The sequence below is a fragment of the Pinibacter soli genome (assembly GCF_029961145.1).
GTDB lineage: Bacteria > Bacteroidota > Bacteroidia > Chitinophagales > Chitinophagaceae > Pinibacter > Pinibacter soli.
Window position 1 is genome coordinate 1,045,073 of record NZ_JASBRG010000007.1, and the last position, 13,723, is coordinate 1,058,795.

A 13,723-nucleotide genomic window follows, 5' to 3' on the forward strand; every position below is an offset into this window, starting at 1 on the left:
GTGTTACGGGGGTAATTGAGAATTGAAAATTGAAAATGAATGGCCGCCGATTTTGAGACTTAGACTATCTGTTAATGATTTTATTCAATCATAAAAATCATGACAATCATGAAAATCAGCGTTCGGTTTTCTCATTTTCAATTTTCAATTTTCAATTCTCCATTATTTATGCCGTAATTGGCTTATGTTTTGGCACCAGCAGTTTCATGCAAATCCATGCCACTAAGTAAACTCCTGCGCAAACGGCAAACATAACGCCGTAAGCTACTGAAATATTGGAAGTGATATAATGTCTTGCCTGATCAAACGTGTTTGCGTCAATCAAAACATCCTTCAAATTATCTACTTTAACGTTTTCCAATGGCAATGCTTCTGTGGCTTTTATTAAACCGGCTTTGCTTGCTTCGAAAACCCCTTTAATACGGTAGCTGTCTTCTAAATTCCCTGCCAACAGTTGAACGAGCACTCCACCAAGACCACCGGCTGCCGCACCGATACCGGTTATACTGCCCACCATCTTTTTAGGGAACATATCAGAAACGGTTGTAAACAAATTTGCAGACCAAGCCTGGTGAGCTGCTGCACCTATGCTTATGATAGCAGTTGCAGCTACTATACCATAGGTAGCCATCCATTGAGTGGTTAATAACAATAATGGCGCACAAGCAATGATTAACATGGCTGTCATGCGGGCCTTATATGCCTGCCAGCCTTTGTTCATAAATGTCATTGGTATGGAGCCGCCATAAATTGATCCAATAATTGCAATGCCATACACAGTGAATGTGGAGATCATTACAGTATATTTTGCCTGATCCGGAGCCATGCCTACGCAAAACTGCTGCTTTATATAAGTTGGCAACCAAAACAAAAGAAACCACCAAATGCCGTCTGTTAAAAACTTACCAAGTACAAAGGACCACGTTTGCTTATAAGAAAGCATTTTGTACCATGGTTTTTTTTCACCTTCTTTTTTTACATCAACCTCGGCAGATTGCTCCGCTTCGCTATTGATGTAATCATATTCCTGCTGACTAACTTTTCCTCTCGTAAGCATCTGTTGCGGAGTTGCATAAAACTTTCTCCAAAAAATCAGCCAGACAAAACCAACGACTCCGGTGATGATAAACGCCATTTGCCAGCCATGAAAGGTTCCCATGAACAAAGAATTACCTTCCGTTGGGTTCCATGCTGCAAGGATCATAGGAATGATCAATGCGCAAATCATGGCACCAATATTGGAACCTGAATTAAAAATTCCCGTTGCCAAGGCTCTCTCTTTTTTCGGAAACCATTCTGCCACCGTTTTGATAGATGCAGGAAAGTTGCCTGCTTCTCCCGCGCCAAAAATCGCTCTGGCCGCATTGTGCAGCCAAAGGCTCGTGCCCATAAATGCACTGCTGATTCCTGCGAAAGACCAAACCACAAGTGAAAAGGCAAGGCCTTTTTTTGTACCCACTTTATCCATGATAAAGCCGGCAAATAGTGTGAAGCCTGCATAAAACGCGGTGAATATCGCGGTTAGCTTGGAAAAGTCACTCGCCGACCAGCCAAAACCGGTGGGAGAACAGAAATAGTCTTTCAGATAACCAATTACATTTCTATCCATGTAATTGATGGTGGTCGAGAAAAGAAGTAAGCTTACAATCACCCATCTGTAGTTACTTTTCTTTTGCGGTACATTTTCCTGCACGGCTTCTTTTTTCTCCAGTATGGCTGTTTCATCGTTAGAATACATTATTAAAGTGCTTTTTGGGTTGCTGTTTTATTTACGTCAAGGTGCTGCCAGCTAAAATATTCCTTAGCATTGTTGTAGCAAATATCCTGTATGATCTTTCCTACCCAATTAACATCGTTTGGCAGTTCACCATTTTCAATTTCTTCGCCAAACAAGTTGCACATTATTCTGCGGAAATATTCGTGACGAGGGTAAGACAGGAAACTTCTTGAATCGGTCAACATTCCAACGAAGCGGCTCAACAGACCCATGTTTGACAACGCATTCATTTGTTTAGTCATGCCATCTTTCTGATCAAGGAACCACCAGCCAGAACCCCACTGAATTTTCCCTGCTGAAGAACCATCATTGAAGTTGCCGATCATCGTTGCCATCAACTCGTTGTCGGCAGGATTCAAATTGTACAAAATGGTTTTTGCCAATGTATTATTGTTATCCAATCTGTTTAAGAATTTTGACAAAGCGCGGCCCTGTGAAAAATCACCGATAGAATCCCAACCTGTATCTGCGCCTAGTTCGCGCAATCTGCGGCTGTTGTTGTTACGCAAAGCACCAAGGTGGAATTGTTGCACCCAGCCTTTTTCATGATCCCATTCTGCAAATGCGATCAACATCGCAGATTTGAATTTCCTGATTTCGAGATCATCGGCTTTTTTACCACTGCGTACTTTAGTGAAAATGGCATTGATCTCTGCAGCAGTAAAGTCTTCTGCATAGATCTGCTCGATACCGTGATCAGATACGCTGCAACCGTTGGCTGCAAAATAATCGTGACGGCTTTTCAAAGCTTCAATGTGATCGTCATAAGTACCGATCGACATATCAGCCGCTTTCTCCAATCTTGCTACGTAATTGTTAAACGCCGCAGGATCATCGATGTTCATCGCCATATCCGGACGATAAGCTGGCTTCACGCCGATTTCAAAGCCTTCGTTCAATAATTGTTTATGGAAAAACAAATCATCCTCAGGATCATCTGTTGTACAAACCAGTTTCACATTCATCTTGCGCATCAGGCTACGAACGGAATAATCAGGTGTTCTCAATTTTGCGGAACACTCTTCATAGATCGCTTTTGCCGTTTCTGGATTTAGTATATCGTGCACATCAAAGTAGCGTTGCAATTCAAGATGCGTCCAGTGATATAAAGGATTGCGCAAAGTATAAGGAACAGTTGCTGCCCACTGCTGGAATTTTTCTTCATCAGTTTTATTGCCAGTGCAATAGCTTTCGTCAATGCCGTTGGTACGCATTGCCCTCCATTTGTAGTGGTCGCCATACAACCATATCTGCGTAAGATTTTCGAAAATCTTGTTCTCTGCAATTTGTTGTTGTGGCAAATGGCAATGATAATCGATGATCGGCATTTGCTTCGCAAAATCGTGGTATAAGCGCTGAGCGGTCTTATTGTTTAATAAGAAATCCTCGTTTAAAAATTGTTTCATACACTTACGTTATCTTTTATTCACTAAAATGTGTTTTTATTTAACCTTGCTCTCTGAAGCTTACAGCTTCGGAGTTTAATCTATCGCTTCCGGCGATGTTAATGTTGCCAAGGGCTACAGAATACAGCTGCGAGGCAGGAAGCCTCACAGAGCGCAACTCCCCACCTACTTCACAGATGCTTGCTCCAATAACCAGTTAGCAAGATCCTTTGCTGCGGCGTAGTTGTTGATATCGTCGTTATGTTTTCTTCCATCGGTATACTCGTTATACAACCATGGATCGCCAACAGCGAATACTGTCCCTTTGCCGACTTTCGCTACTGCCATTATCACATCACCTTTATCGGTGAAGTGTGCTGTTGCAGGCGCTTTCAATTTAATTGTACAAATGTCTTTCAGGTAAACCTTTTTGGTATTCTTGAAAATTTTATCACTAGCAGGAATCGTCATAATGCCCGGCTCAATTGCATTACCGATTACATGGTTGCGCAAATCCGGATTGAAATGGATGCCAAATTTGTCCGCCAATATGTTAAAGTGAGCAAACTCTGTGTTTGCAGAATCATTCATCATCATCACCAACACACCACCATTTTTAACCCAATTGTAAATATTTTGTGCAGATGCTTCATCCATATAATTTGGGTTTGGTGCTTCGGCTTTTGTATCAGGATCAACAATTATCAAAACGTTTCCCTTTTTAAGATTTGCGGCAGTAGGCGCTTCATTCAAAGTGGCCAGATTTGCACCGGCACATTTAAAAGTATGACCCCAGATAGAGAACCCTTCATATCTCAGTTCCTCCCATTTGTAGTGGAAAGGACGGGTAATGCCAGCCGCATCTTTCTTTGTTTCGTTGTTGAAATAACTATCAAGCAGGACTGTTTTTCCTTTGCCAGGTTTTGGCATTGCTGCGATATCCATTTCATTGCTCATTTGTAAAAAAGCACCCAAACCTTTTTGGTCATTTCGCACTACTTTTTCACTCATGTAATATTCAAAACTTCCGTCACGGTAAGGATTTCCACCAAGGCCGCTTACACTGACCGTTCCGTCAAGTGTCATACCATCCTTGCCATCGCTTTTTACAAATTCAGCAAGAATGCCTTTATATCCTTTTTGCGCGGCAGCAAGATATGATTGAGGCAATACGCCCAGTCTTACGCCCTTTGCAAAGGCATACACAAACTGACAGCTTGCAGAAGCTTCAAAATAATTTGGTTTTATATTTGGCTTGTCCAGCACATCCCACCATAAACCTGTTTTTGCATCCTGTACTTTTTGCACAGCAGCGGCATACCTGTTTAAGATGTCAACCAATGCTTTTCGTTTTGGGTGGTTGGCAGGAAATGTTTCCAACACATCAACCAATGCAGCACCATACCATCCCATCGCACGAGCCCAGAAATTTGGCGATCTGCCGGTTGTTTTATCTGCCCATTTTTGTTCTTTGGATTCATCCCAACCGTGATACATCAAACCAGTTTTGTTATCACGAGAGTGTTCTTCCATTAAAATGAACTGCTTCGCGATATCGCTGAAAGCCGCAGTGTCATTAAACTGTGCGGCATATTCCGCGTAAAATGGCTCTCCCATGTAAAGACCATCCAGCCACATTTGGTAAGGATATCTTTTCTTGTGCCAGAAGCCGCCATCATTTGTGCGTGGCTGAGATTTCAATTGTTCACGCAGATTAGCTACGGCTTTGTAATATTTTTCTTTATCAGTAACACGAAACGCTGTAAGTACAGAACGGCCGAGCAGTATGTTGTCGATATTATATTCGTCTTGCTTGTAAGTTTTAATACTTCCGTCATTATTTACAAAAAAGTCCATTCGCTTTTCGATGAACTTGAAATAGTCTCCATTACCTGTATTATACCATAAACCTCTCAGCCCTTCATACATTACACCAAGATCGTATGTCCATCGCGCCTCGTGTGCACCTTCTTTCACTAATGAATCTGGCCATTGCTGCATGATTGTATTGCCTGCACGCTGCGACCATGAAAGCTGCGCGGTTTGCGATTTTGCAGAGAAAAAAGCAATTGAGCCAAGTCCTATAAATGCTGTTACTAATGTTCTTTTCATCTGTATTTTTTCAATTTATTTTGGTCAGATGCCTGTCTGAATGGCTTTTGTCGGGCAATGAACTCATATGAAAATCATCATTTCTTTCAGCGCAAAATCGTTGTCATGCTCATTTCATATTGACGATCCCGGGAACAATCTATTTTTTGATTAATGATTTTTCAGTCGCGCCTGCATTAAATGCGGCGAATTGTTTGTTATAAGGAAGCGTGGAGTTTGCATATTGAATATCTCCGCATCCGCTACCTGTCACACTGAAAACAACTTCCGTTGGTTTTACATTTGATAATTTGTCAAACGAAATTTCTTTGCTGTTTTGAATACTTACCAATGCATCAGTTGCTGCAATTGACAAATGTACATTCTGCATTTTTATGTTGGTTGCTTCTTCTATTTGTATACCTTTTTTTGCTACAATAGAAATATCTTTCAGCAGAATGTTTTGAATATGCATTTCGGGCAATCCTCTTACGAATATAGCTTTGGATGCGCCGTTGCAAACTACATTGCGGATGTTAAAGTCTTTGAATTGTGGCGTTGCTTCTGTAACAGGGAACAACTCTACCGCTGGTGCATTTCTTACTTCTCCTGCCAAAGGCACAGGATCTTTCGCTTCGTAATACATGTCAAACAAAATAGCCTCACCCATGATGTCTTTCATGCTGATGTTCGAAACATTGATATTTTCCACTATGCCGCCACGACCTCTTGTTGTTTTAAAACGAAGGCCGATATCAGTTCCGATAAATGAACAGTTGTTTACGTAAATGTTTTTCGCACCACCGCTCATTTCACTTCCAATCACAAATCCGCCGTGCGCATGATACACGATGCAATTGCGAACGATCATATTTTGCGTAGGCATGCCTCTTTTTCTACCAGACTCGTTCCTACCTGATTTCACGCAAATACCATCATCGCCTACATCAAATGTGCTGTTTTCAAGCAACACGCGGTTGCAAGATTCCACATCAATGCCGTCACCATTTTGTGCATACCAGGGATTTTTTGCGTACACATCTCTTACCGTCAAATCCTCACACATCAATGGATGCAGGCACCACGCGGGAGAGTTTTGAAAGGTTACACCTTCAAGCAAAACTTTTCTACAGCTTTCCAGTACAAGTAAATTTGGACGCAGATAGTCTTTTATATCTTCAAAATCCTTGATCGTTTTACCATTTGCTAAAACTCCGGCATCCTTTGTTTTTGATCCGTTCATCGAACTTTGAGAAGGATACCACGTTTTGCCGTCATCGCTGGTAATGCCACCGGATTCCGTTAATTGTTTCCACTGGGAGCCTGTCAGTTTATCTTTCTTCACCATGCGCCACGCATCGCCCCAACCGTCAACAATACCTTTGCCGGTGATAGCAATGTTTTGCAAATTCTTTCCGGATATCGGCGACTGGTTGCGGGCGTTCGGTTGTCCCTCCCAGTTACCTTCTACAATTTTGTATTGCGAAAGATCGTTCGTGAATTGCAGAATGGCCCCGTTTTTTACATGCAGGTTCACATTGCTTTTCATTTCTACCGGGCCTGTGATCCAAAGACCTTCAGGCACCAGCACAACGCCGCCCCCTTTTTTGTTACACGCAGTAATAGCATCGTTGATACTTTTGGTATTAAGCGTAATGCCATCTGCCACGGCCCCATAACGAACAATATTAAATGTATCTTTTTTGAAAGTGGGTTGCTGCACTACAGGCATTTTCTGTGCATTTGCACCAGCAGCAAGAACAAACGAAGCAAGGGTTAAACCTAATATTGGCCTTATTTTCATGATGACAAGTTAAGTTCCTGAATAAAGATTAGACACGAGAAATAGAAGCAATATGATACTAATCTCAGCATACAATGCTACTTATATATTCTTGGAGAACAACGGTGTTAGAGATATTTTTTTACGCAATCGTTATCGGGTTGCAGCTATAAAGTGATTAGTTGATGGATGTTAGTTACAGGCCTTTATCTGCTCATGTTTGTTTACAATAAAAGGCCCGATAGCTGTTTAGAAATCTGCGTTTACCGGAGGTTCAACAACAAAAATCCCAACCAACAGCTTTTCCCCAATCAATTAATTAATAATCAATATTTTATGATGCGACCATTTTTCCCTATCTTCATTCTTTCCGACATTCTGAATTAAATATGAGATTTGAAGCTATTACTATAAAAGATATTGCCACAGCCCTTGGCCTTTCGACCTCAACCGTTTCCCGTGCACTGCGAGACAGTCACGAGATAAGTGTTGAGACGAAAAAGATCGTTCGTGAGTATGCCGAGGAACATAATTACAGACCCAACCCTATTGCACTCAGCCTGAAAGAGAAAAGAAGCCGCTCCATTGGTGTGGTTGTTTGCGAAATTGCCAACAGTTTTTTCTCGCAGATCATTAACGGTATCGAATCTATCGCGTATGACAGAGGGTACAATGTGATCATTTCACAAAGTCACGAATCATACAAACGCGAGGTGCTGGACCTGAGTTACCTTGCTTCCCGCTCGATTGATGGCCTTTTGATCTCTGTGGCAATGGAAACCACCAATTTCGATCACCTGAAGAGCCTGCACGACAAAGGACTGCCAATCGTGTTTTTTGACCGCGTAGTGGACGATATCGATACACACAAAGTCATCATCGACAACTCTACCGGCGCATACAATGCCACAGTACACTTAATGAAAAATGGCTTTAAGCGCATTGCCATTGTTTCTATTTCCGAACATTCATTTATTGCACAGGGAAGATTAAATGGTTATAAAAAAGCCTTGCAGGACAATAACATCCCGGAAGATGAAAAACTGATCCGGTATTGTGAGCATGGCGGTCAGAATTACGAGGAACTTGAACAGGTAATGGATTCGTTGTTTTCGCAGAAAAAAAAGCCCGACGCTGTTTTTGCAGGATCCGATACCATGACAATGGGCATTCTGCGTTATTTCAAGTCTAAAAAAATGAAAGTGCCGGATGACATTGCACTGGTTGGTTTCTCAAACTCTGAAAATGCAGATCTTCTGCAACCTGCACTGACCGTGATCAAGCAGCCTGCTTTTGAAATGGGCAAAAAAGCAACTGAACTTTTATTAAAGATGATTGAAGCAAAACGGCAGGATAAAACTTTTGAGAACTATGTGCTTCCAGCAGAGTTGGTCATAAGAGAGTCGAGTGAAAAGAAATAGCAGAATTATTGATTCATTGAATAACTGAAAGTCACATCGTTTCTTGTCTTCACGAAACGCTTTTTGTTTTGGCCACCAACGGCTGTTCCTTGATTGGACTTTACTTGCGACGCTCCTTTCAACGAGGAATATGAATGAACAAAGCATGGCCGCACTCTTTTCAATCGAATTGCAGCCATGCCAGGAATAAACCAAATTATTTTTGTGCATCTGTAATATCTTTCACCAGACTGTTTATATACACTTCAATATTATCATAACCGGTGCTAAGGCTGCGGCCGTTGGCTACACTTTTCGTTACATCCAATTTGTTCGCTTTTTTCCAATCATCCGGAATACCGTCGCTCGCTGTGCTAACTGGCGCTGTAGTACTGTTATAAACAGGCCAATTACCAACGTCTTTCTGTGAATCTATAATACCGAGCTTAGGATATGGCGCAACATTCAGGGAACTTGAACCTCTTACGGTTGGAGTGCCGCTTTTCACGTCGCCAGTAACGCGTGTATCAACCGCATCACGTTTATAACTTGCGCCTGCAAACTTTATTATACGGTCGTATGCAGTGTCGGCAACCTGGGTATTTACTTCGCCGCCTGTGATGTCCCATGCTGAAGCAAGTTTTAAATCAGCTTTGTTTTTATTAGCGTCATTGGGAGTAACACCGGTCCAATTATCGCTTGTAACTGAAGCGCTGCCATTCATAACATTTCCTGCAACATAAAAGCTACCCCAAACACCAGCCGGCTGGCTATTTGTGCCGTCATCGCCGTATGGCTGAAAAATGCGGGTTTTATTGGAGGATTCCGGCCCGGGCTTATAGTAGTTATTGACCATATTGTACTGTCCACCCTCTCCGGCATAACCACTATTAGCACCCCAGTTGAAAATAACGTTGTTTCTAAAATCCACTCGTTCCAAATCAGGTCGATTGGTATAACGGCTACCACAAAACCGTGGATTACGACTATCATGATCTGCCATCAGATTGTGATGGAACGAAGCCTTTTGTCCGCCCCATATCGCCCCATAACCATGCGCTCCTTTCACGTGATCCGACATTCTTAAACTCTCCGCAAGAATACACCACTGCATGGTAAAATTCTGATTGTCGTACCACGAAGAGCATTCATCGATACTCCAGCTCATCGAACAATGATCAATCATTATATTCTTGTGACCTCTCCCCCAGAAAGCATCGTCTTCATAACCAGTCACGTCTCCCATGCGGAACCGCATATAGCGAATGATAACATTGTCGGCGTTCACAACCATAGGATAGTCGCGAATACAAATGCCATCTCCCGGGGCAGTTTGCCCTGCAATGGTAAGATCGCCATTTGTAATTTCAAGCTTTGAATTCAGTTGTATAACACCGGATACGCTAAACACAACAAATCTTGCTCCTGTTTGCTGAACAGCATAGCGCAAAGTTCCTTGTGAGCCATCGTCTGTAAGTTTGGTTACGTACACCACTTTGCCTCCGCGACCGCCGGTCGCGTTTTTTCCAAAACCTTCAGCACCGGGAAATGCAAGAGCAGTTTCCTGAACGGGTGCAGGGTTGTTGTTTCCTCCGCCATTATTATTGTTTCCGCCCGACGGGGAATACGCCGTATTGGAGTTTTTATCGCACGACAATAAAGAAACGCAAGCAACAAGCGATGCTAATATTATATATTTCATATGAATTAATTAAAAAAGATGTGGTATTGAGCCACACCTTTTCTATGATCAAATATACAAATCAATTAAAACCATCTGGGATCTCCTACGCCAGTATTTAAACTAAAACCTGGTTTTGTAGTGAAAATTCCGTTTGTTGGATCGACAAATAAATCCGTTGAATTATTGTTTGGTGCTACTCCAAACAAGGAGATACCTGAAATTGCATTAGCAGTGAAATTTGCATCCCCTGTCCTGAAAACAGAACCACTTGGATTTATGCTAACAATAGGACCCGCGGCCATTCCCTTACCGGTAAGATTTCCAATAATAATATTACCCAACGTTAAATTAGAAGCCAATCCTCCAAATGTCAGGAAATAATTTGTTCCACATTGCATATTGTTAAAAGTACAATTCTGTATCACTGTTGTATTTGCAACCTTATCATTATATACAATGCCTTTAGACGCACTTACCAACCCCAGGTTATAAAAAGTACTATTCGTTATTTTTATTTTATTGCCGCTAGCTCCTGTTGCACTAATATGGATGAATCCGTAGCCGTTCGCTGTATTATAGGCAATGCTGTTGTTAACGACAACACTATCTATTATTGAATTTGCAACCTGAAGTCTCAAAGCTGTAGTTGCAAAATTTCGAATTTTACAATTTTCAAATACCACTTTTGAAATATTACAAGCGGGGTCCGTTGACGCCTGGTTTAATACGTAGGTCGCTTTGAAACCACTGTTAGGATTATTGTTAGCAAAGGCTTCCAAATCAATATTCTCAAATTTTATTGTACCGGCAGAAGTCGGGATAGTAAAAAGTTGAGTAGCGGATACTGACGGTACTCCAGGATAAATTACTGGTCTGTCAGGGCCTTCTTCGCCCCAAATTGTAATTGAGACACCGGCAGGAATCGCAACAGCAGTTCCACCAAGATTATAGCTGGAACCTTGATACAAAACAAATATCTTATTGTCACCAGAAGTTAATGCTGTTATTTTTGCCGCAAGATCATCAGAAGGACCTAAGTAAATGACATCAGGCCCAACAGGAACAAGCGCTGTTGTTGACATAGTTTGCGAGCCTCTGATATTAGCATTGTTATATAACGTTGCAGAATAAGAAGTCTTAGGTTGCAACCCTGTTATTGTTTTTGCGCCCGTAGCAACTTCATCTGCTGAAATGTTATAACGAACCCCGTTAACAATTAAATGGGTTACAGCATTGGGAGTCTGCCATCTCCAGGTAATACTATTTGCCGTTACATCCGATGCTGGAACATTAGTCATAATCTGTTCAGACTTTGTCTTAAACATTGCAGTCACCCAATGTGAATCCGGTGTTCCATTTGTAGTGTCCTCGCCTTTTATCCTTACAGAATAAGTTGTCAGTGGATCTAAAGGGCCCGGTATAACAAAATAGCATCCGTTTGCATCTGATGATGCGGCTCCTGTAAATCTTGCCACAACAGGGTTAAATTGCAAGCTGTCTTTACTTAATTCAACAACATATTTGTTTGTTGATGGCATACCTTTCCACTTCATGGTTACAGTTATTCCATCCACGGATGTTGTTAAAGTAGAAGGTTGAAATAGTCTGTTGTAAGAACTGTCGGTTGGCCAGTCATTATATTTTTTACAGGCAATAAACGACATTCCAATTGCGGATAACAGGAATATCAGGTTGAATATCTTTCTCATTGTTTAAATGATAATTGTTTAGAATAATTATTAGAATCCATATGCATTCACAAGCTTGCCATTAGAATTACTTATAACAGAGCCATGAAGAGGATATAAATGCCTGTTTCGCACTCCCGCTGAATTGTTGTTTAAACCGCTGCTAAAAAGGTTCATTCTATTCAGATAACTCGCTTTATCAGCATCCTTATAACCAGACAACCAATTAATCTTTGTATATCCGGCAATGTCAGCCGCGCCTTTGTCTGTATAGAAGTTAATTCCTGCTCTATCTATAGTTTCGTTATCAGCATTATACTTGTAGAATAGATATTGAGGAAGTTTGTCGTAAGGAGCTTGACGAGAAAGCATTTTTGAAAAGTTATCTCTTAGTTCCTGGATTTTAGAGGAAAGAAGATTCCAACGGATCAGATCATATTTACGAATGGCTTCACCACCAAATTCCCATGCACGTTCGTTTACAATTGCATTGAAGAAAGCTGCCTGGCCTGAAAGACCATTCACATAACCGTCTACTTTTTCTGACTGCTTGCTGGGCCCAAATGCACGGCTTCGCACTTGTTTGAGTGCTTGCTTAGCTTCATTTGTCGGCCCTCCATTTAAATCGTTCTCAACTTCGGCAAACATTAGCAGAACATCTGAATAACGCATCAGCACCCAGTTAATACCATATCCAAATTTGCTTTGCGCAGCTAAATTCATTGATAGAAAGCCTCCATTCATCCAGCGCTGATCCCACTTTCCAATGGTATAGGATAATGGATTGGATTGAAAAAATTCTTTTTTATCTCCACTACTGTTGCCATACGAGTAATACGCTACTGTTACATCTCTTCTTGTGTCAGTTGTATCGAAACTGTAAAAATAAACAGGGCTGGTATTTACAACATTGGCATTGTTTCCAAAACCGTACTTACCATTGGTGTAAGATCTTACGCCAATTGAATAACCCATTTCACCGCTATAACCCAATCCCATTGCTGCTTCGAAAAGGTTCTCTCTGGAACCGTTATCAATTGTCAACTGACAAAGATTTTTCCAGATGTCGGTATAAGAAGGATTTAAATTATGGCGACCGCTAGCTATAATCTCACGGCAAGCGGTATCCGCAATTCTATAGTACTTCTGCCAATCACTTCCTCTTTCGGTAGGATAACCAGGTTTGTTACGGATAGAATACCCGCCTCTGCTTAGACAAATTCTTGCCAGCAAACCTTTTACAAACCCTTTTGTAATTTTCTCTGGCGTATAACCTGCGCCCTCGCCTACCCATGGAACTATATTTTGTGCCAGTTGCAAATCAGCGATAATGTGATCATAGATCGTGTCTCTGTCCGTTGGTCCCATATAAACAGTCGAAAGATCTGGCTTGGCCGGTTCAGTCGAAAACGGAACATCTCCCCAATTTTTGACAAGTTCATAAAATGCAAGAGCCCTCAATGTATACGCTTCTCCTAAATACCCCTTAACTGTTGTAGAGTCACTGGTAGTTAAGAGTGGACTTTTAGCAACACCGTCTATTAAGAGATTTGCTCTTTCAATAAGGCGGTACAGCGTTACCCATTCGTTATATATCACGGTATTATTGCGGGTGCCCATGTAGTTAGACAGACCTCTGTTTTTATCTTCCGAATAAGAGTTTTCATCTGCCCCTACAAATTCGATATCGTTGTTAGTAGCATAGTTAAGAGATAGTCTTGCAGAATACATCTGATCCTGCGTAAGCAATGAGTAAATACCGTTTAATTCGAAATTTACCATTGACGGCGAGCTAAACACAATATCCGGTGTATACTGAGAATCAGATTTTGTATCAAGAAACTTTTTGCAACCTGCGAGAGATGAAAAAGCGATTAATGCTATTAGATACAGATTTATTTTTTTCATACGGCTT

The 13,723-nt window shown here is 41.4% G+C and carries 8 protein-coding genes; 1 reads left to right on the forward strand and 7 read right to left on the reverse strand.

Annotation, left to right across the window (positions count from 1 at the left end):
• Positions 1-166: 166 nt before the first annotated feature.
• The 4 genes from QJ048_RS15080 to QJ048_RS15095 form a co-directional block, all read right to left on the reverse strand.
• Positions 167-1,738 (reverse strand): MFS transporter, encoded by a 1,572-nt coding sequence (locus QJ048_RS15080; protein ID WP_282335220.1) that lies wholly within the window; start codon positions 1,736-1,738, stop codon positions 167-169.
• Between the two features lie 2 nt (positions 1,739-1,740).
• Positions 1,741-3,183, reverse strand: coding sequence for a glucuronate isomerase (uxaC, locus tag QJ048_RS15085; protein ID WP_282335221.1), 1,443 nt, complete (start codon positions 3,181-3,183; stop codon positions 1,741-1,743).
• 165 nt (positions 3,184-3,348) lie between these two features.
• Positions 3,349-5,274 carry a glycoside hydrolase family 88 protein gene (locus QJ048_RS15090; RefSeq protein ID WP_282335222.1) on the reverse strand — a complete coding sequence of 642 codons (1,926 nt, stop codon included), beginning with the start codon at positions 5,272-5,274 and terminating at the stop codon, positions 3,349-3,351.
• Positions 5,275-5,413: 139 nt separating this feature from the next.
• Positions 5,414-7,057: a glycoside hydrolase family 28 protein gene (locus QJ048_RS15095; RefSeq protein ID WP_282335223.1), complete on the reverse strand. Its 1,644-nt coding sequence runs from the start codon at positions 7,055-7,057 to the stop codon at positions 5,414-5,416.
• A gap of 368 nt (positions 7,058-7,425) precedes the next feature.
• Between QJ048_RS15095 and QJ048_RS15100 the strand changes: the two genes are divergently transcribed.
• Positions 7,426-8,457 carry a LacI family DNA-binding transcriptional regulator gene (locus QJ048_RS15100; RefSeq protein WP_282335224.1) on the forward strand — a complete coding sequence of 344 codons (1,032 nt, stop codon included), beginning with the start codon at positions 7,426-7,428 and terminating at the stop codon, positions 8,455-8,457.
• A gap of 196 nt (positions 8,458-8,653) precedes the next feature.
• On the opposite strand, the gene QJ048_RS15105 is transcribed toward QJ048_RS15100, so the two are convergent.
• The 3 genes from QJ048_RS15105 to QJ048_RS15115 form a co-directional block, all read right to left on the reverse strand.
• Positions 8,654-10,138 (reverse strand): pectate lyase family protein, encoded by a 1,485-nt coding sequence (locus QJ048_RS15105; protein ID WP_282335225.1) that lies wholly within the window; start codon positions 10,136-10,138, stop codon positions 8,654-8,656.
• Between the two features lie 65 nt (positions 10,139-10,203).
• Positions 10,204-11,829, reverse strand: coding sequence for a DUF4957 domain-containing protein (locus tag QJ048_RS15110; protein WP_282335226.1), 1,626 nt, complete (start codon positions 11,827-11,829; stop codon positions 10,204-10,206).
• Between the two features lie 30 nt (positions 11,830-11,859).
• Positions 11,860-13,716 (reverse strand): RagB/SusD family nutrient uptake outer membrane protein, encoded by a 1,857-nt coding sequence (locus QJ048_RS15115; protein ID WP_282335227.1) that lies wholly within the window; start codon positions 13,714-13,716, stop codon positions 11,860-11,862.
• Positions 13,717-13,723: the final 7 nt, after the last annotated feature.